General features: G+C 63.4%; 22 protein-coding genes and 2 pseudogenes. 11 read left to right on the plus strand and 13 right to left on the minus strand.

Going from position 1 to position 24770, the window contains the following annotated elements:
- Positions 1-213: 213 nt before the first annotated feature.
- The 6 genes and pseudogenes from RMO23_RS14010 to RMO23_RS14035 all read left to right on the plus strand — a co-directional run.
- Positions 214-596 (plus strand): annotated as a pseudogene (locus tag RMO23_RS14010) (type I restriction endonuclease); the annotation flags it as partial.
- A pseudogene (locus tag RMO23_RS14015) lies at positions 597-1232 on the plus strand (IS3 family transposase); the annotation flags it as partial.
- Between the two features lie 392 nt (positions 1233-1624).
- The gene (locus tag RMO23_RS14020) at positions 1625-2131 is read left to right on the plus strand and encodes a disulfide bond formation protein B (protein WP_309682695.1); all 507 of its coding nucleotides are present in this window, start codon (positions 1625-1627) and stop codon (positions 2129-2131) included.
- A 210-nt stretch (positions 2132-2341) separates the two neighbouring features.
- A complete protein-coding gene (gene imuA, locus RMO23_RS14025; protein WP_309682697.1) occupies positions 2342-3160 on the plus strand; it encodes a translesion DNA synthesis-associated protein ImuA in 819 nt (272 codons plus the stop codon).
- Positions 3120-4571: a DNA polymerase Y family protein gene (locus RMO23_RS14030; RefSeq protein WP_309682700.1), complete on the plus strand. Its 1452-nt coding sequence runs from the start codon at positions 3120-3122 to the stop codon at positions 4569-4571. Before imuA ends, RMO23_RS14030 begins: the two co-directional genes overlap by 41 nt.
- A gap of 12 nt (positions 4572-4583) precedes the next feature.
- Positions 4584-7805, plus strand: coding sequence for an error-prone DNA polymerase (locus RMO23_RS14035; protein WP_309682703.1), 3222 nt, complete (start codon positions 4584-4586; stop codon positions 7803-7805).
- 12 nt (positions 7806-7817) lie between these two features.
- Here RMO23_RS14035 and RMO23_RS14040 read toward each other — a convergent pair whose 3' ends face one another.
- Positions 7818-8597 (minus strand): oxepin-CoA hydrolase, alternative type, encoded by a 780-nt coding sequence (locus RMO23_RS14040; RefSeq protein WP_309682706.1) that lies wholly within the window; start codon positions 8595-8597, stop codon positions 7818-7820.
- 81 nt (positions 8598-8678) lie between these two features.
- Positions 8679-10199, minus strand: a complete 1521-nt coding sequence (locus RMO23_RS14045) for a 3-hydroxyacyl-CoA dehydrogenase (protein ID WP_309682709.1) — start codon at positions 10197-10199, stop codon at positions 8679-8681.
- A gap of 139 nt (positions 10200-10338) precedes the next feature.
- Between RMO23_RS14045 and RMO23_RS14050 the strand changes: the two genes are divergently transcribed.
- The gene (locus tag RMO23_RS14050; protein ID WP_309682712.1) at positions 10339-12363 is read left to right on the plus strand and encodes a hypothetical protein; all 2025 of its coding nucleotides are present in this window, start codon (positions 10339-10341) and stop codon (positions 12361-12363) included.
- Positions 12364-12415: 52 nt separating this feature from the next.
- Here the strand turns inward: RMO23_RS14050 and RMO23_RS14055 are convergent, their stop codons facing one another.
- The 3 genes from RMO23_RS14055 to lexA form a co-directional block, all read right to left on the minus strand.
- Positions 12416-13423, minus strand: coding sequence for a D-2-hydroxyacid dehydrogenase family protein (locus RMO23_RS14055; RefSeq protein WP_309682714.1), 1008 nt, complete (start codon positions 13421-13423; stop codon positions 12416-12418).
- Between the two features lie 113 nt (positions 13424-13536).
- Positions 13537-13926, minus strand: a complete 390-nt coding sequence (locus RMO23_RS14060) for a hypothetical protein (RefSeq protein WP_309682716.1) — start codon at positions 13924-13926, stop codon at positions 13537-13539.
- Positions 13927-14073: 147 nt separating this feature from the next.
- The gene (lexA, locus tag RMO23_RS14065; RefSeq protein WP_309682718.1) at positions 14074-14775 is read right to left on the minus strand and encodes a transcriptional repressor LexA; all 702 of its coding nucleotides are present in this window, start codon (positions 14773-14775) and stop codon (positions 14074-14076) included.
- Positions 14776-14904: 129 nt separating this feature from the next.
- Between lexA and RMO23_RS14070 the strand changes: the two genes are divergently transcribed.
- Entirely contained in the window at positions 14905-15855 is a 951-nt protein-coding gene (locus tag RMO23_RS14070) for an asparaginase (protein WP_309682721.1), read from the plus strand.
- 65 nt (positions 15856-15920) lie between these two features.
- On the opposite strand, the gene adk is transcribed toward RMO23_RS14070, so the two are convergent.
- The 6 genes from adk to RMO23_RS14100 form a co-directional block, all read right to left on the minus strand.
- Complete coding sequence (gene adk / locus RMO23_RS14075; RefSeq protein ID WP_309682724.1) at positions 15921-16577, minus strand: adenylate kinase; 657 nt, start codon at positions 16575-16577, stop codon at positions 15921-15923.
- Positions 16578-16774: 197 nt separating this feature from the next.
- Positions 16775-17533 (minus strand): 3-deoxy-manno-octulosonate cytidylyltransferase, encoded by a 759-nt coding sequence (kdsB, locus tag RMO23_RS14080; RefSeq protein WP_309682728.1) that lies wholly within the window; start codon positions 17531-17533, stop codon positions 16775-16777.
- Positions 17534-17555: 22 nt separating this feature from the next.
- Complete coding sequence (locus RMO23_RS14085) at positions 17556-17738, minus strand: Trm112 family protein (RefSeq protein WP_309682731.1); 183 nt, start codon at positions 17736-17738, stop codon at positions 17556-17558.
- Positions 17719-18750 carry a tetraacyldisaccharide 4'-kinase gene (gene lpxK / locus RMO23_RS14090; protein ID WP_309682733.1) on the minus strand — a complete coding sequence of 344 codons (1032 nt, stop codon included), beginning with the start codon at positions 18748-18750 and terminating at the stop codon, positions 17719-17721. The genes RMO23_RS14085 and lpxK overlap by 20 nt, the downstream gene beginning before the upstream one ends.
- 54 nt (positions 18751-18804) lie before the next feature.
- Entirely contained in the window at positions 18805-19233 is a 429-nt protein-coding gene (locus RMO23_RS14095) for a biopolymer transporter ExbD (protein WP_309682736.1), read from the minus strand.
- A gap of 114 nt (positions 19234-19347) precedes the next feature.
- Positions 19348-19986, minus strand: coding sequence for a MotA/TolQ/ExbB proton channel family protein (locus RMO23_RS14100; RefSeq protein WP_309682739.1), 639 nt, complete (start codon positions 19984-19986; stop codon positions 19348-19350).
- A 343-nt stretch (positions 19987-20329) separates the two neighbouring features.
- Here RMO23_RS14100 and xseA point away from each other — a divergent pair, with 343 nt between their 5' ends.
- Positions 20330-21649: an exodeoxyribonuclease VII large subunit gene (gene xseA, locus RMO23_RS14105; protein WP_309682743.1), complete on the plus strand. Its 1320-nt coding sequence runs from the start codon at positions 20330-20332 to the stop codon at positions 21647-21649.
- Between the two features lie 46 nt (positions 21650-21695).
- Positions 21696-22277: a Fe-Mn family superoxide dismutase gene (locus RMO23_RS14110; protein WP_309682746.1), complete on the plus strand. Its 582-nt coding sequence runs from the start codon at positions 21696-21698 to the stop codon at positions 22275-22277.
- A 76-nt stretch (positions 22278-22353) separates the two neighbouring features.
- Here the strand turns inward: RMO23_RS14110 and RMO23_RS14115 are convergent, their stop codons facing one another.
- The gene (locus RMO23_RS14115) at positions 22354-22785 is read right to left on the minus strand and encodes a DUF192 domain-containing protein (protein ID WP_309682756.1); all 432 of its coding nucleotides are present in this window, start codon (positions 22783-22785) and stop codon (positions 22354-22356) included.
- Positions 22786-22941: 156 nt separating this feature from the next.
- Positions 22942-23175, minus strand: a complete 234-nt coding sequence (locus tag RMO23_RS14120) for a hypothetical protein (protein WP_309682749.1) — start codon at positions 23173-23175, stop codon at positions 22942-22944.
- Between the two features lie 209 nt (positions 23176-23384).
- On the opposite strand from RMO23_RS14120, the gene icd reads away from it, so the two are divergent.
- Positions 23385-24638 carry an NADP-dependent isocitrate dehydrogenase gene (gene icd, locus RMO23_RS14125; RefSeq protein WP_309682753.1) on the plus strand — a complete coding sequence of 418 codons (1254 nt, stop codon included), beginning with the start codon at positions 23385-23387 and terminating at the stop codon, positions 24636-24638.
- Positions 24639-24770: the final 132 nt, after the last annotated feature.

Here is a 24770-nt window from a genome sequence, read left to right on the forward strand (position 1 = left end):
AAATAAGGCAACGTATATTTCACGGATCGGCGCAGCAACTCGCGCTCTTCCTCGGCTGACAAATCAATGTGGAACGGGCTTTTCCTTGGCATATGCAAACCTTTCGCAGGGTTTGCCTCCACAATGCCATACGCGCTCGAAATTATCAACAAAATACGTTACCGTATTTGTGAAAATGTCTACTTAGTGAGTCGATAACCTCATCGCCAGCCCATGACCTCATCCAAGTTAGCCTACGACCTGCCATTACGCAAGCCGAGTCCCGTCGTCAAAGAAGAGCAGATCGAGTACGGCTTCATCGGAAAACTCCAAAACCTCAAATATGAGTACCGCACCGATATTCGCGACCGAGCCTCACTCGCAATTTTCGCGAAAAGTTCGAGGCCCTCAACCGCGTCCACCTCACCAATGGCGAGTTCGCCCGCCTGCTCGACGAAATCGTCACCCCCGATGTCTTCGCCGCCGCCCGCACCCTACGGGACCGAAATGCCTTCACCCGCGACGACGGTACCCCGCTGAACTACACCCTGGTCAACATCAAGGACTGGTGCAAAAACACCTTCGAGGTCGTCAACCAGCTCCGCATCAACACGGACATCCACGTTGGGCGGCGTCACATCAGGACGCTCATGCTTCGCATGGGCATTGAGGCCTTGGCGCCCCAGCCTGGCACCAGTAAACGCGCGCCAGGGCAAAAGATATACCCCTACCTGCTGCGCAAGCTGGCCATCACGCGCGCCAACCAGGTCTGGGCGCTGGACACCACCTACATCCCGATGGCCCGGGGCTTTGTGTACCTCACCGCCGTGGTGGATGTGGCCAGCCGCCGGGTGCTGACTCACAAGGTGGCGATCACGCTGGAGGCCTGTCACGCCAGGGAGATTCTGGAAGAAACCTTTGCACGATACGGCACGCCCGAGATCATCAACACCGATCCGGGCAGCCAATTCACGGCCATCGAGTTCACCGATGCCGTTCTGGCCAGAGGCTGCAAGCTCAGCATGGACGGGCGCGGGGCCTGGAGAGACAACGTGTTTGTCGAACGCGTCTGGCGCAGCGTAAAGTACGAGCGCGTGTACCTCAAGGCTTATGACAGCGTGAGTGCGGCACGCGCAGACATCGCTGACTATTTCGACTGGTACAACACGGCAAGGCCCCATTCGAGCCTGGATCGCATCACGCCCGAGCAGGCCTATCTGAACTTGCTGCCCAAACTGGCCGAGGCTGCATAAAATGACATCCCTGATGCGCCCCGAGTTGCACGCCGCAGCGGGCAACTCTGCATCTTTCCAAAACCGCCTGGACTCCACTTATAAATCGGGGTTTGTTGTTCAAACAAGCGGAGCCACTTCTGTTCCCCTTGCTGGGCAAGCTGCGGGACGTCTTGGCCAGCAGGCACTATGCCTGAAAAAGGGCCAAAACCGACCGTACTGTGCACGGTTTTCATCCTGTGACTTGGCTTGAAGCCTCTTCGCAACATGAGCATTCTGCAAAAAGAAGAGGTCAAAAGCTCGCAGACCAGGGCGCTTGCCATCAACCCGTTCGCCCCGCCCGGGAACTTCTAGGCCGCCCAAACTCACGAACCAGCGGACAATTCACCAATCAATCAAGAAGAGGGAAGCTGATGTTTTTGACGTATTTCGACGCGGTGCCACGCCGTGTGCTGGCGCTGGTGTCTCTGGTTTGCGTGGCCATGCTGGCTTTTGGCTTGTATCTGCAGCATGTGGTGGGGCTGGAGCCTTGCCCCATGTGCATCGTGCAGCGTTATGCGCTGTTGCTGGTGGCCATTGTTGCGGGCATGACCGCGATGGCAAAAAGCCGGGGCCTGCTGGTTACCGGCTCGGGCGTGTTGGTGCTGGTTGCCGGCTTTGGCGCTTTCGTGGCGGCGCGCCAGAGTTTCCTGCAGTGGTACCCGCCTGAAATTGCCTCGTGTGGCCGTGACTTCTATGGAATGATCGAGACCTTTCCGCTCAAGCGCGCGATTCCCCTGATCTTCAAGGGCAGCGGCGACTGCACCAAGATTGACTGGACCTTTCTGGGCGGCTCGATTGCCAACTGGTCCTTCCTGTGCTTTGTGGCGATTGGCCTGGTCGGGCTACTCCTGATCGCCCGGCTGGCCCGCCAGCGCTGAGCGCAGCGCTTTCTCATCTGGCGCGGGGTCGGCTGCACCCTGGCGCTTTTTCTTTTTCCCTTTTCTTTTCAATGAACTCAGTCCCTTGAAGGGGCAGGGCGGCGCACGCCCGGGCCGGGCGAAGGGGTCATTGCATGGGCTTGAAACAGGCAATATACTGTGATTGCATCCAGTATATTGCTGGATGTTTTACCCGATTGAGCCCACCCCATGCTTTCCCCGCATCCTGTGAACCGCACCGTGCCGGACCTTGCGCATGTCTGGCGCGCGGGGGAGCTGGGCAGCGCCAGCCTGCAGACGCTGGGCACGGGTTACGTGGCGCTTGATGAGGTGTTGCCCGGCGGCGGCTGGCCGCAGGGCGCGCTGATTGAAGTGCTGCAGCCGCAGGCGGGCCTGCATGAATGGGGTTTGATCGCCCCGGCGCTGGCGGCCACGCAGCTTGCGTCGCCTGGGCAACTGATGGTGCTGGTGGGCGCGCCTTACCTGCCTTTTGGTCCGGCGCTGGGCGCGCGCCAGCTCGATATGCAGCGGCTGCTGTGCGTGCAGGCCGGGCAGGCAAATCAGGGTAAGGCGCCGGCGCTGCTCTGGGCCACACGCGAAGCCTTGCAATGTGCCGACGTCGCCGCCGTGCTGGCCTGGCTGCCCGATGCGCGCAGCGCGCATCTGCGCTGCCTGCAGATCGCCGCCCATGCGCACCACAAGCTGCTGCTGGTGTTCAGGCCGCTGCGGGCGCAGCATGAGTCATCACCGGCGCCGCTGCGCCTGCTGCTGGAAGGCACGCTGAGCGAAGCCGGCAACCTTTTGGTTAACGTGCTCAAGCGCCGCGGCCCGCCGCTGGCCTCGCCGGTGTTGCTGGACACCCGGCCGGCCCGCCTGGCCGCGCTGCTGGCTGCCAGCCGCGAGCGGGCACGCCGCCGGCGCGAAGAACTTGCGCCCCTGCCGCTGCCTTCCCTGGCCTCTGTTTCTGCCTCACCGCGGAGTGACGTTTATGCCCTGCTGGATCGCATTGCAAACCTGCATCACCACTGAGCCTGGGGCCGCAGTGATGGACGAGGCGGCGGTGCAGCGGGCGCTGGCCAGCATTGCGCTGGGCTTCACGCCGCGCGTGGTGCTGCTGGATGAAGCCGTGCTGATGGATGTGACCGGCAGCCTGCGCCTGTTCGGTGGCCTGGCGCGGCTGATGCGGCTGCTGGAACAGCGTTTGGCGCTATTTTTTAAGGCAAATGAGCTTCAGGCCCAGACAAGACGGGCGCAAGGCGCTACATCTTTGATAGCGCTTGGGCGGCTGCGTTTGCCCGCTGGCCCAGCCGAAGCCGCCCGCCTGCGGGTGGCTGAGCTGCCCATGCACACCCTGAGCGCCGCCCGCCCGCACCTGGGCGTGCTGGAGCGCATTGGCTGCCGCAGCTGGGACGACCTGCTGCGCCTGCCGCGCGACGGTGTGGCGCGGCGCTTTGGTGCGCCCTTGCTGGAGGCGCTGGACCGCGCACGCGGCAAGGAGCCTGACGGTTATGAATGGCGGGTGCTGCCCGAACACTTCGAGGAAAAGCTGGAACTCGATGCGCTGGTCACGCATGCGCCCGCGCTGATGGCCGGGGTTGAGCGCCTGCTGGTGAATCTGCAGGCCTGGCTGCTGGGCCGCCAGAGCGGGCTCAGCGCGCTCAAACTCGTCTGGCACCTGGACCCGCGGCGCGATGTGCCGCCCACCGGCGAGCTGGAGATACGCACGGCCCAGCCGGCGCAGGACTTGCGCCATGTGGCGCGCCTGCTGGCCGAACACCTGGCGCAGCAAAAGCTGGCGGCCCCGGTGCACAGCCTGACCTTGCAGTCGCTGGTGACCGAGAAGCTGGTCGATTCGGCCGCCGCCACCGGCAGCCTGCTGATGGCCGAGCGCAGGCAGGGCGACAGTGCGCTGGAACTGGTTGAGCGGCTGAGCGCCCGCCTCGGTGACGAGCAGGTGCAGGCCTGGCAGCCCAACGCAGACCACCGGCCCGAGCAGATGCAGCGCTGGGTGAATGCCCGGCGTGCCATCAAGGGCCACGACAAAGGTGCTATCAAATCAATAGCTGGTAGCGCACGTTTTGTAAGGGCTAGAGGCCGAAATGACCAAAAAAATGAGCCGGACGCCAGCACAACCGAAGCCCTGTACCCCAGCTGGCTGCTGCCCGAGCCTTTGAAGCTGGCCACGGTGGGCGACAGCCCGGTGTACCAGGGCCGGCTGGTGCGGCTGGCCGGGCCGCAGCGGCTGGAGGCGACTGGCTGGCTGATGGGCGGTGACGGCACAGGCGAAGGCGGCAAGCCGCCGGCGATACGCGACTATTTCATTTACCGCAGCCAGCAGGCCGGTCTGTTGTGGGTTTACAGCGAGCGTTTGCCCGTGGCCGCGCCGCAGGCGGCAGCCGGGCAGTTGCGGGCCTGGTATCTGCACGGGTTTTTTGCCTGAGGCAGGTTGGCCATGGCGGATCAACTCCCCGGTTATGCCGAGCTGCATGCGCTCAGCAACTTCAGCTTCCAGCGCGGCGCCTCGCACGCCGAAGAACTGGTGGAGCGCGCCGCCCGCCTGGGCTACCAGGCCATCGCCATCACCGACGAATGCTCTGTCGCCGGCGTGGTGCGGGCCCATGTGGCGGCCAAGACGCATGGGCTCAAGCTGTTGCCGGGCGCGGAGTTTCGGGTTGCGGCGGCTGAGCCGTTTTGCCTGGTGGTACTGCCGCACAACGCGGCGGGCTGGGGCAACCTGTGCGAGTTCATCACCGCGGCCCGCCAGGCGGGCGACCTGATTGATAAAGGCAGCTACCGCGTGGCCCTGGGCGAGACCGATTTTGCGCTGCTGGCGGATTGCGAAATCCTGCTGTCGCCCTTGCCGGATGCTATCAATACAGAAGCGATCTGCGCGCATGTTGATTGGGCCAGAGGCATTTTTGGCTCAAACTGCTGGCTGGCGGTGGGGCTTTTGCAGGGCCTGGACGACGCGCTGCGGCTGCAGCAGTTGCAGGAGGTTTCCCGCCGCACCGGCATGCGCCTGGTGGCCGCCGGCCATGTGCTGATGCATGTGCGCTCGCGCAAGCCGCTGCTCGATGTGATGACGGCCATCAGGCTCGGCAAAACGGTGCACGAATGCGGCTTTGCCCTGCAGGCCAATGCCGAGGCGCATTTGCGGCCGCGCATGCGGCTGGCCGATATTTACCCGGCAGGCCTTTTGCGCGCCACGCTGGAGGTGGCGGCGCGCTGCAGCTTCAGCCTCGACGAAATTCGCTCTATGTACCGCTACCCGCTGGCGGACATCGTGCCCGCTTCTGAGGCGCCGGCGCAGTGCCTGCGCCGGCTCACGGCAGAGGGCGCGCAGACGCGTTATCCGGATGGCGTCGATGCCGAAATCCAGGCCCAGATTAACAAGGAGCTGGCCCTGATAGAAGAACTGGAATATGAAATGTTCTTCATAACCGTGCACGACATCGTGCGCTTTGCCAATGCGCAGAAGATTTTGTGCCAGGGGCGCGGCTCGGCGGCCAATTCGGCGGTCTGTTATTGCCTGGGCATCACCGCCGTCAATCCGGCGGAAAGCCAACTGCTGTTTGAGCGCTTCATCAGCCGTGAGCGCCGCGAGCCGCCCGATATTGATGTGGACTTCGAGCACCAGCGGCGCGAGGAAGTCATCCAGTACATCTACGGCAAGTACGGCCATGACCGCGCCGCCATTGCCGCCACCGTGATCAGCTACCGGCCGCGCAGCGCGCTGCGCGACGTCGGCAAGGCGCTGGGGATGGAGGCCGAATTGATCGAGCAGTTTGCCAAGGAGCATTTCTGGTTTGACGGCCGCGATGCCCTGGAGAAAAAACTCGAAGAAGCCGGCCTTCAAGCGCAGGCCGGCCCGGTGCTGCAATGGCTGGGTCTGGCCATGCAACTGATCGGTTTTCCGCGCCACCTGAGCCAGCATGTGGGCGGCTTTGTGCTGACGCAGGGCAAGCTGACGCGGCTGGTGCCGGTGCAGCCCGCCTCCATGGAAAACCGCCGCATCATCCAGTGGGACAAGGACGACCTGGACGCCATGGGCCTGCTCAAGGTCGATGTGCTGGCGCTGGGCATGCTGTCGGCGATACGCCGCTGCCTGCACCTGGTCGACCAGACGCGGGGAGGGGCGCTGCAGATGCACCAGATCGAATCGGGCGACGAGCAGACCTACGACATGATTTGCCAGGCCGACACCGTGGGCGTGTTCCAGATCGAGAGCCGGGCGCAGATGTCCATGCTACCGCGCCTGCAGCCGCGCAATTATTACGACCTGGTGGTGGAAGTCGCCATCGTGCGGCCCGGGCCGATTCAGGGCGGCATGGTGCATCCCTACCTCAAGAGCCGTGAGATTGTCGGGAAGGGCGGCGAGATCGACTTCAAATATCCGGAACTCAAGGAGGCGCTGGGCCGCACCCTGGGCGTGCCCATTTTTCAGGAGCAGGTGATGCAGATCGCCATGATTGCCGCCGACTTCAGCGCCGACGAGGCCGACGACTTGCGCCGCTCCATGGCGGCCTGGAAGCGCAAGGGCGGGGTGCAGCGTTTTCATGATCGCCTGGTCAAGCGCATGATTGAAAAAGGCTACGGGGCCGAATTCTCCGAGCGCATCTTCAGCCAGATCGAGGGTTTTGGCGAATACGGTTTTCCGGAAAGCCATGCCGCCAGTTTTGCCAAGCTGGTGTATGTGAGCTGCTGGCTCAAATGCCACGAGCCGGCCTGTTTTCTGGCGGCCCTGGTCAACTCCCAGCCCATGGGGTTTTATTCGGCCTCGCAACTGGTGCAGGATGCCCGCAAGCATGGCGTGCAAGTACGCGCCGTGGATGTCATGCACAGCGCATGGGACTGCACGCTGGAGGCCGCCGGTGAAGCTGCTGGCGAAGCGGCGGGCGAAGCGGCTGTGCTGCCGCACTACCCCGGCATCCATGCCGCCCAGCCCGCGGTGCGGCTGGGCCTGCGGCTGGTGGCAGGCCTGCCGGAAGCGGCGGCCCTGCGCCTGGTGGCCGCGCGGGCAGAAGCACTATTCACCTCCACCGAAGACCTGGTTTCGCGCGCGCAGCTGGTCACGCTCGAAATCAATGCGCTGGCCGCCGCCGATGCGCTCTTGGCGCTGGCCGGCCACCGGCGCCAGCAGGTTTGGCAGGCCTCGGCCATCAAACCCGCGCCCTTGCTGCTGAAAGCCGTGCCCACGCATGAAACCGCGCTGGCGCTGACCGACACGCCCGAGGGCGAAAACATCCTGTTTGACTACCAGTCCACCGGCCTGACCTTGCGCCGTCACCCCGTGGCCTTGCTGCGGCCGCGCCTGGCCCGGCGCGGGCTGCTCAGCGCCGGCGAGTTGAATGCCTTGCCTGATGGGGCGGACGTGGCGGCCTGCGGCATCGTCACGGTGCGCCAGCAGCCGCAAACCGCCAAGGGCACCATCTTTGTCACGCTGGAAGACGAAACCGGCCCGGTCAATGTGATCGTGTGGAAGTCACTGCGCGAGACGCAACGCGCCGAGGTGCTGCATGCGCGGCTGCTGGCGGTGTACGGTGTGTGGCAGCGCAGTGAAGAAAGCGGCACCGAAAAAGGCTATGGCGCCGTCCGCAACCTGGTGGCGCAACGGCTGGAAGACCTCACGCCGCTGCTGGGGCGGCTGGGGACGTCAAGCCGCGACTTTCACTAAGCCCCAAAGGGCTCAACGGTAGGTTGGCGTGCGCTTTTCCAGAAACGCGGCAATGCCTTCGCCACCATTGGCGTGGTGCAGGTTGCGCACAAAATGGTCGCGCTCGCTGGAAAGCTGCTGGCTGAGCGTGTTTACCGCCGCGTCGTTGATCAGTTCCTTGATGCTTGCCAGTGCGTTGGGCGCGCGTGCGTTGAGCTGCCCGGCCAGCCGCAGCGCTTCGGTCAGCGCGCCGCCGGCACGGGTGACCCGGTTGACCAGGCCAAACGCCTGCAGTCGCTGGGCGCTGATGCGCTCGCCGGCCATCAACAGTTCGCTGGCCAAGGCGCGCGGCAGGGCGCGCGCCAGGCCCCAGCTGCCACCGCCGTCGGGCGACAGCGCCACCGTGCTGTAGGACATTACAAACACGGCGTTGTCGGCTGCCACCACAAAATCACAGGCCAGCGCCAGTGAAAAGCCGGCGCCAGCCGCCGCGCCTTCAATAGCAGCAATCACCGGCTTGGGGTAGGTGCGAATCGAGTCAATCCAGTTGTGCAGGCCTTCGATGCTTTGGGCCTGCACCTCGGGTGCCTCGCGCCGGTTGGCCTGCAGGCGCTGCAGGTTGCCGCCCGCGCAAAACAGCGCGCCTTCACCGGTGATGATGACGCTGCGGATTTCGGAATTGTTTTCGGCGGCGTTAAGGGCCTCGATGCCGGCCGCATAGATCTCGGGCCCCAGCGCGTTTTTGAACTCGGGGTTGCTGATCGTCAGAATGAGGGTGCTGCCCTCGCTGGTACTTTTGAGTGCGCCGGCCATCAGTGCCTGCCCGGCCGCCCGAAGGGCACTGAACGCCCCCTCGGGGGGCAGCGAAAAAATTGAGCGTGGGGGTATTTCATCTTAGCTTTCTTCGTGCGTGAGGCTCCGGCCGATGGCGCCGCGGCGCCGCAGCCAGGGGGAGGGGCGGTAGCGCGGGTCGCCATACACGGTTTGCATGTTGAACAGCACTTCCAGCACATTGGTGGGGCCGTAGCGGTCGCCCATCGCCAGCGGGCCCATCGGGTAACCGAGACCCAGCGTGACCGCTGTTTCCAGGTCTTTCGGGCTGCAGATGCCTTGCTGGCAGATGTCGCTGGCAATGTTGACGATGGTGGCCACGACGCGCTGGGTGACAAAACCGCCGCTGTCACGGATCACGCTGACGGCCTTGCCGTCCCGCGCGAACAGGGCGTGGGCGGCATCGCGCATGTCGGTGCGTGTGGCCGGGTTGGTGGCCAGCACGCGCCGCTTGGTGGCGGCATCGTCAATCAGCATGTCTATGCCCACCGTGCGCGCCGGGTCCAGCCGCTCCACCACGGCCACCGTGGTGATGTCAAAACCCAGCGGCGCCACCAGCGTCAGGGCCTGTGGCGAGGGCGATTGCCCGGTTTCGATTTTGGCCTCCAGGTTTTTCAGCAGCTGCAGCAGCTCGGCCCGACGGGAGGCGCGCGGCGAAACCCAGACCGGCGGCATTTCGGCCACCTCCGGTAGCGCCGGCTCGGCCGGAATCTGGGCAATGCCGTCGGCATAGCGGTAAAAGCCTTCACCGGTTTTGCGGCCCAGCAGGCCGCCGGCCAGGCGCTGCGCCGTGATGGCGCTGGGCCGATACCGGGCTTCGCCGTAGTACTGCTGGTAAATCGATTCCATGACCGGGTGCGACACATCCAGCCCGGTCAAATCCATCAGCTCGAACGGCCCGAGCTTGAAACCGGCCTGGTCGCGCAGGATGCGGTCCAGTGTGGCGAAATCGGCCACGCCCTCGCTGACGATGCGCAGCGCTTCCGTGCCGTAGCCGCGCCCGGCGTGGTTGACGATAAAGCCGGGGGTGTCCTGCGCCTGCACCGGCGTGTGGCCCATCTGCCTGGCATAGCTGGCCAGGGCGTCGCAGACATTTGTGCCGGTTTTCAGGCCGGCAATCACCTCCACCACCTTCATCAGTGGCACCGGGTTGAAAAAGTGAAAACCGGCCAGGCGCTCCGGATGCCTGAGCCCCGCCGCGATGGCGGTGACAGACAGCGAGGAGGTGTTGCTGGCCAGCACGGTGTGCGGCGACACCAGGGCTTCAAGTTCAGAAAACAGGGCCTTTTTGACGTCCAGCCGCTCGACAATCGCCTCAATGATGAGGTCGCAATCCTTCAGGTCGTCCAGGCGGCCTGCCACCTGAAGGCGCATCTTGTGGTCTGCCGCCACCCCCGCGTCGAGTCGCCCTTTTTCTACCAGCCGGTCCCACTGCGCGCACAGGGCGGCGTGCGCCTTTTCTGCCGATCCGGGCTGCGCATCCATCAGTTTGACGATGCTTCCCGCCTGCGCGCAAATCTGCGCAATTCCGCGACCCATCGCGCCCGCACCGATCACGCCGGTCATGTTGTAAATTGGCTTCATGAGAAAGTATTATCAGGCTAGGCCATATAGGATGGGCTGTGTCAAAATGTTCTTCGTGAAATTCTATATGGCAGCTCTGAAAAAAAGTCCACTACTCATTGCGTGCCTTCTGTTGATCGCCACAACTGCAAGCACGGCCATGTCTTTAGGGCGAAGCCGCGGCGCCGCCCTGATCGGGCGCCCGCTGGATATTTCGGTGCAGGCGATTCTGGATGCCCAGGAGACCCCCGCCAACCTGTGCCTTGAAGCCGACGTTTTTTATGCCGACAACAAGCTTGAGAAGTTCCGCGTGCTGGTCAGCGCGGAAAAGGCCGCCGGCTCCCAGAATGCGCTGATTCGCATCCGCTCCTCGGTGCTGGTGGATGAGCCGGTGGTGACCGTCAACCTGCGGGCCGGCTGCCAGCAAAAAAATGAAAAGCGCTATGTGCTGCTCGCCGATCTTGTGCCCGACCTGGCGTCCAGCCAGCCGGCCGCGGAGGCTGCGGCCGCGGCGGGCACCGCAGAGCCCGCGCCGGCGCAGCGCGCGCTGCCAGCTGTTTCGCCATCGACCGGCGCAGCCCCTGGCCGTTCAACGGCCCGCTCGCGGCCCGATGCTGCCGCAGCGGCGCAGACCGGTTCTGCAGACGCTGCCCGTCAGCCCGCCCCGAAGCCGAAAGCTGCGCTGGCGGCTGAGCAGGCCTTCCCTCGCCTCGGGCCCCGCCCCAAACCGGCCAGGGTGGCCGAAAAAAGCGGGCCGCGCCTGAAACTGGAGCCCGTAGACCTGAGCATTGAGCGTGATCCGGTGCTCAAGGCCTCTACCGAGATGCTGAGCACGCCCGCTTCCAGTGACCAGGAGCGCTCGGTCGCTGCCGCCCTCTGGCGCGCCTTGAGCGCCCAGCCGCAAGACATCTTGCGTGACGCCGAGAAAATTCAGGCGCTCGAAAGTTCGGTGCTCAGCCTGCGCGCCCAGGCCCAGAAAAACCAGCTGGCGATCAAGGACCTGACCGGGCAGCTTGAAAAGGCCCAGTCGGAACGCTACGCCAATATGCTGGTGTATGGCCTGGGCTTGCTGCTGCTGCTGGCGCTGGTGGCCATCGCCTATTTGTGGCGTCGCTGGTCCCTGGTGCGGCTCGATAGCGAGGAAGCCTTGCCGTGGTGGCGAAAAGACAAACCGCAGGATCAAGGTTGGTCCAACAGCTTGCGTGACGGGGGCCTTGTCGCCATGCCCATTGAGGCTGAATCTGAAAAAGACAGCTTCGTCAGTGCGAAAGCCCCGGCGCCGGTGGAACCCGGGTTTGCGTCGGGCAAGCGTCTTCCCAGCTTCGGTTATGCGGAATCGTCATTCCCCGCGGCCATCGAGGTGCGCGAGGACTTCTCGAACAGCATGCCGCAGATTGCCCGCACGGTGAAGGCCGAAGAACTGGTGGACGTGCAGCAGCAGGCCGATTTCTTTGTCTCGCTGGGACAGCACGAGCAGGCCATCGAGGTGTTGCGCGGCCACATCGGCGGCCATGTTGACACCAGTGCGCTGGTGTATCTGGACCTATTTGATCTCTATCACCAGCTGGGGCGCAAAGCCGACTATGAAGACTTGCGCGATGACTTCAACGAGCTCTTCAACGCGAAGGTGCCGGCCTTTGACCTGTACACCGACACCAGCCCGGGGCTTGAGGTGTATGAGACCGCCATGTCGCGCATTGAAGCGCTGTGGCCTTCGTCCAAGGCGCTCGAACTGATTGAAGAGTCGATTTTCCGCAAACCCGATGCGACGACCAAAGCCTTTGACCTGGAGGCTTACCGTGAACTGCTGCTGTTGTACGGCGTGGCCAAAGAAATCAACAAGCCCCGCTTCAACAACGAAGACAGCGTCCTGCTGCGTGATTTCCCCGCGATTTCGGCAGAACAGCCTGATGTCAAATTGCCGAGCCATACCTCGAAGTTCATGGCAACTTCAATTCAGCCTTTGTCTGCCAACGTGCGGGAAAACCGGCATCTGGACACGTTGCCCGGGCCGTTTACCGTCCTGCCGAAGGCCTCGCCACGGCTGGGTCTTGACATCGACCTGGACGAACTTTCAAGTGACGGTGTGAGTATTGAGCCCAGCTCGCGGTCAGCGCTTGACAACGTGATTGAGTTCGATTTTTCGGATTCCCAGCCGCATTCAACGAGCCGAAAAATTCCCTGAGATCCGTCACCCCGGCTTGACCGGGATTTTTTTTGCTCAGGATGGCGTTGAATCAGCGGCGCACCTGGAGCGCGCCGGGATTGACGATGTTGGTGGGCGTGCCCTTGATGAAGTTGACGACATTGTCAAAAGCCGCCCCAAAATACATCTCGTAGCTGTCCTGCTCGACATAGCCGATGTGCGGCGTGCAGATGCAGTTTTCAAGCCGCAGCAGCGCATGGCCCTGCAAAATCGGTTCGGATTCAAAAACGTCGACCGCCCCCATGCCTGGGCGCCCGCGGTTCAGCGCCGCAATCAGCGCATCGGGCTCGATCAGCTCGGCCCTGGAGGTGTTGACCAGCAGTGCCGTGGTTTTCATGCTCAGCAAATCCTCCAGCGCCACCGTGCCGCGGGTGTCGTCGTTGAGGCGCAGATGCAGGCTGAGCACGTCGCAGTGCTCAAACAGCCAGGCTTTGCTGACCGCGATTTCATAGCCATCGGCCCTGGCGCGTTCGCGCGAGGCTTCCCGGCCCCACACCACCACCCGCATGCCAAACGCCCGGCCATAAGCGGCAATGAGCTGACCAATCTTGCCGTAGCTCCAGACGCCCAGCGTCTTGCCCTTGAGGACCGAGCCGATGCCAAAATTGGTCGGCATGGATGCCGATTTGAGGCCCGCTTGTTGCCAGACGCCGTGTTTGAGGTGCGCCACGTACTGGGGAATGCGGCGCGTGGCCGCCATGATGAGTGCCCAGGTCAACTCCGCGGGCGCGGTGGGAGAGCCTGCGCCTTCAGCAACGGCCACCCCCCGCTCGGTACAGGCCTCGAGGTCCACATTGTTGCCGACGCGGCCGGTTTGAACCACCAGCTTGAGCTTGGGCAGCTTTTCAATGAGCTGCCGGCTCAGCTGGGTTCGTTCCCGAATCAGCACAATCACATCGGCATCTTTCAGCCGGACCGACAGCTGGCCTATGCCCTTGACGGTGTTGGTGTAGACCTTGGCGGGATAGGCATCCAGCTTGGCCGCGCAGGCCAGTTTTCGCACCGCATCCTGGTAGTCGTCGAGGATCACAATATTCATGCACGGTATTGTGCCTGCAAGATTTTTCACATCTCGCTACAGGGCGGGGTGCCTTCGCCTCAACTTGTATCGGAAGGAAACTTTTTGGGCTACAGGTCAGCCGGGCGCTGCCATTAGTGGGCCGCCAGCTCGCGCTGGGCCATGCGCTCAAGTTCGGCGCAGACATCGGCCATGCGGCCCGAGATGACCATGCGGCCGGCGCAAGCCGGGCTGACGGCGGCGTCGACTACCCGCACCACTTTGAGCCGGCCGGGTGTTGCCGTGTCTTCAGCGCACGCTGCGCTCGGGAGTTTTGCGCCATGCGCGTGGGTCCGGCCACGTTTTGCGCCGCCGGCCGCCGGCGCAAAGGGCAGGGCCAGTTGGTGGGGGCTACGCGGAGCATTGGCTGGCACGGCAAATTGGCGGGAATTGGCGGGCGCTGGCACCAGCCATGCCGCCAACGTGTGCAGCGGGGCTAGAAAGACCGACACGACCGGCGACTGTGAAAAACTGGCGATTCCCATGATGAACTCCTGAATTAGAGAGACTTGCGTCCCAATGCAGACAGGCAGGATTGCAAACTGGCCGTTGGGCCAGCGGGGCCGCCGCATCAGGGTGTTGGCCACCAGGACCAAACGCCCGCCACCTGCTGCGAGGCCGATGTCGATGAATTAGCTGAGCACGGTGTTGCGAATCAGGCCCACCGCCAGGCCTTCCAGCTCGAAGGGCTCGCCCGGTCGCACCACGATGGTGTTGAAGTCCGGGTTTTCGGGCAGCAGCTCAATCAGGTCCCGGGTGCGCCGAAAGCGCTTGACTGTGACCTCGTCGCCTAGCCTGGCCACCACAATCTGGCCGTTTCTGGCTTCTTTGGTTTGCTGTACCGCCAGCAGATCGCCGTCGATGATGCCGGCATCGCGCATGCTCATGCCGCGTACCTTGAGTAGATAGTCGGGCTGCTTTTGAAACAGGCTGCTTTCAAAATGGTAAGTCTGCTCGACATGTTCCTGCGCGAGAATCGGGCTGCCCGCCGCAACCCGCCCGACCAGGGGCAGGGCCAGTTGGGCTAGGCTTTGCAGGGGCAGGGAAAACTGTTTGTTTCGGGATTCGTTGAGGGTGCGCAAGGTGTCGCCGCGCAGGCGAATGCCGCGTGATGTGCCGCTGACCAGTTCGATGGCGCCCTTGCGGGCCAGCGCCTGCAGGTGCTCTTCGGCGGCATTGGCGGAGCGAAAACCGAGTTCGGCCGCGATTTCGGCCCGGGTGGGTGGAGCGCCGGTGCGCGAGATGGCGCGCTGGATCAGTTCCAGGATTTGCTGCTGGCGGGCGGTAAGCTTGGGGCTGGCCGGCGTGTGCGGAAAATCGTTGATGATGCTCATGAGCGGGACTCCTTGGTTCGTCAGATCGGTCCATCGACATTGCCGGTTGATGGGCCGCCTCATTGCCTGTTTTAATATCCAGTAACTGTATTTTCATCCAGTTTTTAACAGAAAACAAGTCACCTCTTTATGAAGCCTCAAAAAATTGTGATTCTGGGCACCGGCGGCACCATCGCCGGCCGCGCGGCCGCCGCGTCCGACAACATCGGATACACCGCAGCACAGGTCGGAATTGACCAGCTGGTGGCCGACATTCCGGCGCTGGCCGAGGGCGGGCCGGTCACCACCGAGCAGCTGGCGCAGATTGACAGCAAGGACATGAGCTTTGCGGTCTGGACCCAACTGGCCCTGCGCGTCAGCGAGTTGCTGGCGCAGCCGGAGGTGCAGGGCATTGTCATCACCCACGGCACCGATACGCTGGAGGAAACCGCCTGGTTTTTGCAGGCGGCATGCAGCCCGGCCAAGCCGGTGGTGCTGACCTGCGCCATGCGTCCGGCCAGCGCGCTGGTGCCCGATGGCCCGCAGAACGTGCTGGATGCGGTAGCCGTGGCCCGGCACGCGGGCGCGCAGGGTGTGGTGGCGGTCTGCGCCGGCACCATTCATGGCGCGCACGACGTGCAGAAGGTGCATACCTACCAGCTCAACGCCTTCGGCTCCGGCGATGCCGGCCCTATCGGCTATGTCGAGGAGGGAAGGCTCCGTTTACTAAGAAATTGGCCTCTAGCCAAGGCAGAACGTGCACAGGAAGCTATTAAAAAGATAGCGGACCTGGGCAATGAGGGCGACTGGCCGCGGGTGGAAATTGTCATGAACTACGCGGGGGCCAGCGGCGCGATGGTTGAGGCCCTGCAGGCCCAAGGCGTGCGCGGCCTGGTGGTGGCGACCACCGGCAACGGCACGCTGCACCACGCGCTGGAAGCGGCCTTGCTGAAGGCGCAGGCCGCCGGCGTCAGGGTGGTGCGGGCGACGCGCTGCCTCAATGGTCAGGTGCTGGCCAAGCCCGGCGATGCGATTCCGGACTCGCAAGGCCTGAGCCCGGTCAAGGCGCGCGTGGCGCTGATGCTGGACTTGCTCAGCTGAAGAAGCCATGAAAAAAGCCGCCCCATGGACGGCTTTTGGCGGCAGGCCGCGCGGCCGATTGTGCTTTAGCTAGACAGCGCGGCAAAGGCCCGCGCAGTGATTTCGTCCACGCCGCCCATGCCGCTGATGGCGCGGTATTTGGGCGCGGCATCGGGCGCTGCTTCGGCCCAGCTCGAGTAGTACGCCACCAGCGGGCGGGTCTGCGCGCTGTACACCTCCAGCCGCTTGCGCACGGTTTCTTCCTTGTCGTCCTCGCGCTGGATCAGCGGCTCGCCGGTCACGTCGTCCAGGCCTTCCACCTTGGGCGGGTTGTACTTGACGTGGTAGGTGCGGCCCGAGGCGGCGTGCGAGCGGCGACCGCTCATGCGCTCGATGATGGCCTCGAACGGTACATCGATTTCGAGCACATAGTCGAGCTTCACGCCGGCGGCCTTCATGGCGTCGGCCTGCGGAATGGTGCGCGGAAAACCGTCGAACAAAAAGCCCTGCGCGCAGTCTGGCTGGGCAATGCGCTCCTTGACCAGGTTGATGATCAGGTCGTCGCTGACCAGGGCGCCTGCATCCATGACTTTTTTGGCTTCCAGGCCCAGCGGGGTGCCGGCCTTGACGGCGGCGCGCAGCATGTCTCCGGTTGAAATCTGCGGAATGCCGTATTTCTGGCAGATGAAAGTGGCTTGGGTTCCCTTGCCCGCGCCAGGCGCGCCCAACAAAATCAGTCTCATGGATGTCCTCGGGTTTTATGAATTCGAAAGAGCGAGAAGCGTTGGCAGGCCGACATGCGAAGGGGCTGCCTGGCGGGTGTCAGGGCTGCCAGCACGCTGTGCAGGCCCGGCGTCCGGTTTTTGGGCCCAAGGATAGCATGCACACCCTTGAGAGCAGCTTACACAGGCCGGTGGCCAAGGGGGGCGGAGTGCCCGCCTTAAACAAACAGCTGGCGCGCCCGCTCCAGGTCTTCGGGGGTGTCCACCCCGGGGCCGGGCGCATCGTCGGTGATGTGAACGGCAATCCGCTGGCCGTGCCACAGCACGCGCAGTTGTTCCAGCGATTCGAGCTGCTCCAGCGGCGCCTGCGGCAGGCCGGGAAAAGCCCGCAGAAACCCGGCGCGGTAACCGTAAATGCCGACATGACGCAGCGGTTTGGGCAGCAGGCTGCCGCTGTCCCACCAGGCCTTGCCGGCAAAATCCCGGCCTGCGGGTATGGGCGCGCGACTGAAGTACAAGGCGGTCTGCCGGGCATCGAGCACCACTTTGACGACATTCGGGTTCAGGTAGTCGGCCAGTTGCTCAATCGCGTGGGCGGCGGTGCTCATGGCGCAGTCGCTGCGGCGGCGCAGCAGGCCGGCCACCGCGTCGATCAGGGCCGGGTTGATCAGTGGCTCGTCGCCCTGCACGTTGACCACGAGGTCGTCGTCGGCCAGGCCCAGCAGGCTGCAGGCCTCCGCCAACCGGTCGCTGCCGCTCGGGTGGTCGGCGCGGGTCAGCACGGCACTCACGCCAAAGGCGGCACATTTTTCAATGATCTCGGCGCTGTCGGTGGCCACCACGGTGCGGGCCGCGCCGCTTAGCATGGCGCGCTGCGCCACCCGCACCACCATGGGCGCGCCGCCAATGTCGGCCAGCGGCTTGTTGGGCAGGCGGGTTGAGGCCAGGCGGGCCGGAATCAGGACGGTAAAGCTCATAGGGCTTGGGCGCAGAGCAACATCACAGGCCGAGTTCCTCGTCGGTCAGCGTGCGCGCTTCGTTCTCCAGCAGCACCGGAATGCCGTCGCGCACCGGGTAGGCGAGCCGGGCGCTGCGCGAGACCAGTTCCTGCTTTTCGCGGTCGTATTGGAGCGGCCCCTTGGTCACGGGGCAGACCAGCAGTTCAAGTAGTTTGGTGTCCATGGCGTGATGGTAAAGGAGAAAGCAGCGGCGCCAGACGTGCATCGAGCGCCGCAAAAAAGGCCGGCTCGGGGGCAAACGCCAGCGGCACGGCCAGCAGGCGCAGCGACGGCAGGCCGTGCATTGAAAACAGCTTGACGGCATCTTTTTCGGTGCACAACACGGTCTGGCCGGCCAGCGCCGCCAGATCGTCGCTTTCAAAGTTGTGATGATCCGGGAACGCCAGGGTTTGGTCCAGCGTCAGGCCGCGCGCCCTGAGCATGTCAAAAAAGGCGTCGGGACTGGCAATGCCGGCCAGCGCCACCAGCCGCTGGCCCTGCAGGCTGCCCAGCGCGACCGTGCGGCCATCAGCGCCGATGGCCTGGTCGGCCAGCGCCCGGCGCGAGCTGAAACCTTCAAAGGCCGGTTGCTGGCCGGTGTGCAGCACCAGGTCAAGGCCGCGCCGCTGGCGTTCCGGCCAGGGCTCGCGCAGGGGGCCGGCCGGCATCAGCCAGCCGTTGCCGACACCACGGTCGTCAAACACCGCAATTTCCACATCGCGTCGCAAGGCATAGTGCTGCAAGCCGTCATCGCACAGCACGAGCCGGGTTGCCGGGTAGGCCGCCAGCAGGGCGCGCACCGCCTGCGTGCGTTGCGCTGCTACAAAAACAGGAGCGTCTGTTGCCCGTTTGATGAGGGCTGGCTCGTCACCCGACTGGTAAATAGGGGTTTGCAGGCCGACTTCCAGCGTGCTGTGGCCGGCGCGGGCATAGCCGCGCGAGACCACGCCAACCGAGAGACCCTGGGCCTGCAGGTGCTTGACCAGCGCCAGTACCAGCGGCGTTTTGCCGCCGCCGCCGGCCACCACATTGCCGACCACAATCACCGGCACGCCAAAGCCCTCGGAGGCCAGCAGGCCCTTGCGGTACAGCGCCCAGCGCAGGCGCAGCGCCAGCCCATGGGCCTGCGCCAGCGGCCAGAGCAGGCAGGCCAGCCAGCCCCGGCCAAGCCAGGCCTTGAGCAGAATTTGTTTCACGCGGTAGGAGTCACGTCAGCAGCGCAACGGGGGGCAGGTCGTGGGCCCGGCAGCCTACTTGCTGCCGGCCTGGGCGCTGCTCTGGGTGGCAAATGTGATTTGCGTGAGCCCCTGGCGCCGGGCCGCTTCCATCACCGTGATGACGGCCTGGTGCGTGGCGCTGGCGTCGGCGCTGATGATGATAACGCTGTCCTTGCCGGCCTTGGCCGCTTCCAGCAGGGCACTGCCCAGCACCTCGATGCCGCGCCCCTGCACCAGGGTTTTGTTGACCATGTAACGGCCGTCGCTGCTGACCGCGACGATCACTTCCTTGGGGTAGTCGCGCTGCTGCTCGGCATCGGCCGCCGGCAGCTTGACCTGCAGTTCGGTGAACTTGCTGTAGGTGGTCGACAGCATCAGAAAAATCAGCACGACGAGCAAGACGTCGATGAATGGGATCAGGTTGATCTCGGGTTCATCATGCGGGTGAGGGCGAAAATTCATGCCCAGTCCCCTGCAAGCGTGAGCACCATCGTGCGCCGCGCCGGGCCGCCCCAAGCAAGCACAGCCGCCCCGGGGGGCAGCGCATTACACGAAGTGAAAAGCGTGGGGGCCATGTTATTTTCGGAGGGTATTCAAGTGGCGCACAAAGCGCTCGGACGCCAGTTCCATGGCCAGCAGGTAGCCATCGACCCGGGCCCGGAAGTAGCGCCAGAAAATCAATGCCGGAATCGCCACCATCAGGCCGAAAGCGGTGTTGTATAGCGCAATCGAAATACCCTGCGCCAGTTGCGCCGGGTTGCCGCCCGCCGCATGGCTGACCCCGCCGCCGCCAGCTTGGGAGCCAAAAATCTCGATCATGCCGATGACGGTGCCCAACAGCCCCAGCAGTGGCGCGGCCGAGGCGATGGTGGCCAGCGCGGCCAGGTAGCGCTCCAGCTGATGCGCAGCCTGGCGGCCGGCGCCTTCCATGGTGGAGCGCAGGTCGTCCTCGCTGATGCGCGGGTTGGCATTCAGGGCGCGAAAACCGCTGGCCAGCACTTCGCCCAGCACCGAGTTTTGTGCCAGCTGGGTCACCACATCGGGCCCGGGCACGGTGTTGCGTGAGACGGTGATGGCCTCGTCAATCAGTTTGGGGGGCGCGACCCTGGCGGTTTTCAGGCTGGCAAAGCGCTCAATGACCAGCGCCAGCGCCAAAATGGAACAGGCAACCAGAGGCCAGATGGGCCAGCCTGCGGCTTGTATGATCGAAAACAATGCACATCTCCAGGCAGATAAGTTGTCCGGATTATGGCCTACCCCAACCCCGCGGATTCGCTCTCTCAACGCCCGGTGAGTGAATGTTTTCCAAATCCATTTTTTTGTAGGATTTAACTCACAGAACTTGTGGATAACTTTGTGTGCAAGTAGTGGCGCAGACGCTGGCGAGCCACGCCAGACGGGGCTTGTGACACATCGATGAAAAATTGAGCAAAATTAAGTTGTTATAAATCAATGAGTTATACGAATTCATCGCCCTCGGGGCAGGGAACTACCGCATTGAAGCCCGTCCGCTGGTGCTCTGTGGACTGTTGCCCGCGCCCTTGCTGGGGAGTGGGCCATGTTTGAGGCATCGCCGCTGGATCAAAAGCCCGGCAGCGTCGGCCGCGAATCCGGTCTGCGGGTCTGGCCTGTGGGTTCGCTGCTGCGGGCCATTGCCGACAGCCTGCAGGCCCGCTTCAACCCGGTGGCGGTGCAGGGCGAGATCAGCGGTTTTTCGCGCGCAGTCAGCGGGCACTGCTATTTTTCGCTCAAGGATGAGCAGGGACAGATCCGCTGCGCCATGTTTCGGCGAGCCGCCAGCCTGCTGGACTTTGCGCCGCGCGATGGCCAGCGCGTGGAACTGCGCGGTCGTCTGGGTGTTTACGAGCCGCGCGGCGAGCTGCAATTGGTGGTCGAGTCGATGCAGCAGGCCGGGCAGGGCAACCTGTTCGAGCAGTTTTTGCAGCTCAAGGCCAGGCTCGAGGCCGAAGGGCTGTTTGAGGCGGCGCGCAAGCGGCCTTTGCCGCTGCGGCCGCGTGCCGTCGGCGTGGTCACCTCGCTGGGCGCGGCGGCCCTGCACGATGTGGTGAGCGCGCTTGAGCGCCGGGCACCGCACATTCCGGTGGTGATTTATCCGGCCTGCGTGCAGGGCGGCCAGGCCGCCGGTGAGCTGCGCGAGGCCTTGCTCAAGGCTTATCAGCGGCGCGGCACGGATCAGGTGGATGTGCTGCTGCTGGTGCGAGGCGGCGGCGCCATGGAGGATTTGTGGGCCTTTAATGACGAGCAGTTGGCACGCACCATCGTGGCCTCGCCGGTGCCGCTGGTCAGCGGCGTCGGGCATGAGACCGATTTCACCATTGCCGATTTCTGCGCCGACGTGCGTGCGCCCACGCCCACGGCCGCCGCCGAGCTGTGCGCGCAGCCACAAAGCGTCTGGCTGGGCGCGCTGGCGCTGGCCTTTGGGCGCCTGCAAAACGCGGTTGACCGGCAATTGCAGGCGCACAACCAGCGGCTGGACTGGGCCGCAGCCCGGGTCAGCCGGCCCTCGCACCTGGTGACGCAGCAGCAGGCGCGACTGGATGGACTGGCGCAAAACCTCCGGCATGCGATGCGCGCCATCCTGCGCCACGAGGCGCTAAAAATCCAGGCGCTGAACACAGACTTTCCCAAAGCAATGGCCGGTCATCTGCAGCGCCGCCGCCAGCAGACCGAGCGCGCCCAATTGCGGCTGGAACTGCTTGACCCCCGGCTGGTGTTGCAGCGCGGCTATGCCTGGCTGGCCGACCTGCAGGGCCAGGCCATCACCAGCGCCAGCGCCACCCACCCTGGCCAGCCGCTGCGCGCTACCCTTGCCGACGGCGAGGTCGATTTGGTCGTCTCGGCCCCCCGGCTGATTTAGTTTTTACAATGGCCCGTCCAATTCATTAACCATCACGAGGAAAATCATGGAACACAAGCTCCCAGCCCTGCCTTACGCGATTGACGCACTGGCCCCGCACTACAGCCAGGAAGCCTTTGAGTACCACCATGGCAAGCACCACAAGGCCTACGTGGACAATCTCAACAACCTGCAAAAAGGCACCGAGTTTGAGTCCATGACGCTGGAAGAAATCGTCAAGAAGTCCAGCGGCGGCGTGTACAACAACGCGGCCCAGATCTGGAACCACAGCTTCTTCTGGAACTGCATGAAGCCGGCTGGCGGCGGCGAACCCGCTGGCGCGCTGGCCGCGGCCATCAACGCCAAGTTTGGCTCCTACGCCGCCTTCAGGGAAGCATTTGTCAAATCGGCCGTGGGCAATTTTGGCTCCGGCTGGACCTGGCTGGTCAAGAAGGCCGACGGCACGGTGGACATCGTCAACACCGGCCCGGCCGGCACCCCGCTGACCACTGCCGACAAGGCCCTGCTGACGGTGGACGTCTGGGAGCACGCCTACTACATTGACTACCGCAACCAGCGCCCCAAGTTTGTCGAGACCTTCCTGGGCAGCCTGGCGAACTGGAGCTTTGCGGAAGCCAACTTCGCTTAATCCGTCATCGCTTGACGCTCACAAAAAAGCCGACTTGATGTCGGCTTTTTTATGCGTCACGCACCAGGCGAAGAACTCAGCGCTTCGCTTCAAACAGCGGGCCGCCCAGCTTGCTGCCGGCCTTGATGCCTTTTTTGGCAAACCAGCCCTTGTTCATCTCCAGCACATAGCGCACCGGCTGGCTGGAGCAGTGAGAGTCGAGTGTCAGTGGCTTCATGTCGGCCATGTTGACGATGGTGCCGTCGTCGGCCACAAACGCGGCGGTCAGGGGCAGCAGGGTGTTTTTCATCCAGAAGCATTGCTGGGCCGGCTGTTCAAACACAAAAATCATGCCTTCGTGCTGCGGCATGTCCTTGCGAAACATCAGGCCGACCTGGCGTTCTTCGGGCGCCAGAGCCACCTGCGCGTCGATCAGGTGCATGCCGGCAGTGAGCTTGACGCGCTGCAAATTCATCTGCGGCGCATCCTGGGCGCCCGCCCACAGCGGCGCAAGAAGGGCTGCAACCATAAGCTTGCGGCTCAGGCTCTGGCAGGTCATGCGGAAAGAAACAGAGAACATGGGTCACCACCGATAAAGTTGAAATGCAGGGCGTCTTGCCAGCATAAACGACGCGCATAAAAAATGCCCGCACGGGGCGGGCATCTTGACCGGAGTCGCCAGGGATTACTTGGCGGCTTCAGCGGCTTTCATTTTCTTGGCTTTTTTGTGAGCTTTGTGCTTCTTGGCCATTGGCTTTTTGGCTTCAGCGGCCATGGCTGGCTTGGCTTCGGCTTTGGCAGCAGGAGCGGCTGCGGCAGCCGGTGCGGAACCAGCGGCCATAGGGGCGCCGACGTGGGAAGCGGCGAATGCGCCAGCGGAGAAGAGGCCGGCGATCAAAACTGCGAGGATCTTGTTCATTTGGAGGTTCCTGAAAGAGTTTGTTGGAAAAATACCCCGAATTTTTCGGAGGCCCTCCCGTAACGAAGCCTGCGCGCCAATGGTTGACAGACTGCATTCATTTTTTTTCATAAAACTTTTTACGGCTAGAATTTAGGGGTTTTTACCTAAACTGCTGAAGGTGGCGTTCCCATTCAACGCCGTCAGCGCTTACCGGAGACTTTTTTAACATGTACCAGCACATCCAGGTGCCCGCCCAAGGCCAGAAAATCACCGTCAACGCTGACAACTCATTGAATGTGCCCGACGAGCCGATCATTCCCTTCATCGAAGGCGACGGCACCGGTGCGGATATCACGCCGGTCATGCTCAAGGTGGTCGATGCGGCCGTTGCCAAGGCTTATGGCGGCAAGAAGAAAATCCACTGGATGGAGGTCTTCGCCGGCGAAAAGTCCACCAAGGTCTACGGCCCCGACGTATGGCTGCCCGAAGAAACCCTGCACGCCGTGCGCGACTACGTGGTGTCCATCAAGGGCCCGCTGACCACGCCCGTCGGCGGCGGCATTCGCAGCCTGAACGTGGCGCTGCGCCAGGAACTGGACCTGTACGTCTGCCTGCGCCCGATCCAGTACTTTGCCGGCGTGCCTTCGCCCGTCAAGGAGCCGCAAAAAACCAATATGGTGATCTTCCGCGAGAACTCGGAAGACATCTACGCAGGTATCGAGTTCGAGTCGGGCAGCGACAAGGCCAAGAAGCTGATCAAGTTCCTGCAGGACGAGATGGGCGTGAAGAAAATCCGCTTCCCCAACACTTCGGGCATCGGTATCAAGCCGGTTTCGAGCGAAGGCACCGAGCGCCTGGTGCGCAAGGCCCTGCAGTACGCCATTGACAATGACAAGCCCAGCGTGACCATCGTGCACAAGGGCAACATCATGAAGTTCACCGAAGGCGGCTTCCGCGACTGGGCTTATGCGCTGGCGCAAAAAGAATTCGGTGCCGAACTGATTGACGGCGGCCCCTGGATGAAGTTCAAGAACCCGAAAACCGGCAAGGACATTGTCGTCAAGGACAGCATCGCCGACGCCTTCCTGCAGCAGATTTTGTTGCGCCCGGCCGAGTACAGCGTGATTGCCACGCTGAACCTGAACGGCGACTATGTGTCTGACGCGCTGGCGGCCCAGGTCGGTGGCATCGGCATTGCCCCAGGCGCCAACCTGAGCGATACCATCGCCATGTTCGAAGCCACCCACGGCACCGCGCCCAAGTACGCTGGCAAGGACTACGTCAACCCCGGCTCCGAAATTTTGTCGGCCGAAATGATGCTGCGCCACATGGGCTGGCTGGAAGCCGCCGACGTGATCATCAGCTCAATGCAAAAATCGATTGACTCGAAGAAAGTCACCTATGACTTCGCCCGCCTGATGGAAGGCGCTACCCAGGTCAGCTGCTCCGGCTTTGGCCAGGTCATGATCGACAACATGTAATCAGCCGTTTTCAGCGGATTGCCCCTTAGAAGCCGCCCGGAAGCGATTCCGCGGCGGTTTTTTCTTGGGTGGGTCATTTTCGTGAATATGCCACGGTTGAATGTCGCGTTCCTGCCACCAATTTCCCTGTCT

Origin of the sequence: Polaromonas sp. (assembly GCF_031411155.1) — a bacterium.
Lineage (GTDB): Bacteria > Pseudomonadota > Gammaproteobacteria > Burkholderiales > Burkholderiaceae_C > Polaromonas.

What these genes read in the sequence shown, in the direction of transcription:
- RMO23_RS14095 (WP_309682736.1), bottom strand. Translation starts at nt 19,233, where the DNA reads ATGAATTTTCGCCCTCACCCGCATGATGAACCCGAGATCAACCTGATC.
- RMO23_RS14120 (WP_309682749.1), bottom strand. Translation starts at nt 23,175, where the DNA reads ATGAACAAGATCCTCGCAGTTTTGATCGCCGGCCTCTTCTCCGCTGGC.
- adk (WP_309682724.1), bottom strand. Translation starts at nt 16,577, where the DNA reads ATGAGACTGATTTTGTTGGGCGCGCCTGGCGCGGGCAAGGGAACCCAA.
- RMO23_RS14115 (WP_309682756.1), bottom strand. Translation starts at nt 22,785, where the DNA reads ATGGTTGCAGCCCTTCTTGCGCCGCTGTGGGCGGGCGCCCAGGATGCG.
- RMO23_RS14070 (WP_309682721.1), top strand. Translation starts at nt 14,905, where the DNA reads ATGAAGCCTCAAAAAATTGTGATTCTGGGCACCGGCGGCACCATCGCC.
- RMO23_RS14040 (WP_309682706.1), bottom strand. Translation starts at nt 8,597, where the DNA reads ATGGCCGGCGCACTCAAAAGTACCAGCGAGGGCAGCACCCTCATTCTG.
- RMO23_RS14055 (WP_309682714.1), bottom strand. Translation starts at nt 13,423, where the DNA reads ATGAATATTGTGATCCTCGACGACTACCAGGATGCGGTGCGAAAACTG.
- RMO23_RS14035 (WP_309682703.1), top strand. Translation starts at nt 4,584, where the DNA reads ATGGCGGATCAACTCCCCGGTTATGCCGAGCTGCATGCGCTCAGCAAC.
- RMO23_RS14030 (WP_309682700.1), top strand. Translation starts at nt 3,120, where the DNA reads ATGCCCTGCTGGATCGCATTGCAAACCTGCATCACCACTGAGCCTGGG.
- RMO23_RS14020 (WP_309682695.1), top strand. Translation starts at nt 1,625, where the DNA reads ATGTTTTTGACGTATTTCGACGCGGTGCCACGCCGTGTGCTGGCGCTG.
- RMO23_RS14085 (WP_309682731.1), bottom strand. Translation starts at nt 17,738, where the DNA reads ATGGACACCAAACTACTTGAACTGCTGGTCTGCCCCGTGACCAAGGGG.
- RMO23_RS14050 (WP_309682712.1), top strand. Translation starts at nt 10,339, where the DNA reads ATGTCTTTAGGGCGAAGCCGCGGCGCCGCCCTGATCGGGCGCCCGCTG.
- RMO23_RS14045 (WP_309682709.1), bottom strand. Translation starts at nt 10,199, where the DNA reads ATGAAGCCAATTTACAACATGACCGGCGTGATCGGTGCGGGCGCGATG.
- lexA (WP_309682718.1), bottom strand. Translation starts at nt 14,775, where the DNA reads ATGAGCATCATCAACGATTTTCCGCACACGCCGGCCAGCCCCAAGCTT.
- icd (WP_309682753.1), top strand. Translation starts at nt 23,385, where the DNA reads ATGTACCAGCACATCCAGGTGCCCGCCCAAGGCCAGAAAATCACCGTC.
- kdsB (WP_309682728.1), bottom strand. Translation starts at nt 17,533, where the DNA reads ATGAGCTTTACCGTCCTGATTCCGGCCCGCCTGGCCTCAACCCGCCTG.
- xseA (WP_309682743.1), top strand. Translation starts at nt 20,330, where the DNA reads ATGTTTGAGGCATCGCCGCTGGATCAAAAGCCCGGCAGCGTCGGCCGC.
- imuA (WP_309682697.1), top strand. Translation starts at nt 2,342, where the DNA reads ATGCTTTCCCCGCATCCTGTGAACCGCACCGTGCCGGACCTTGCGCAT.
- RMO23_RS14110 (WP_309682746.1), top strand. Translation starts at nt 21,696, where the DNA reads ATGGAACACAAGCTCCCAGCCCTGCCTTACGCGATTGACGCACTGGCC.
- RMO23_RS14060 (WP_309682716.1), bottom strand. Translation starts at nt 13,926, where the DNA reads ATGGGAATCGCCAGTTTTTCACAGTCGCCGGTCGTGTCGGTCTTTCTA.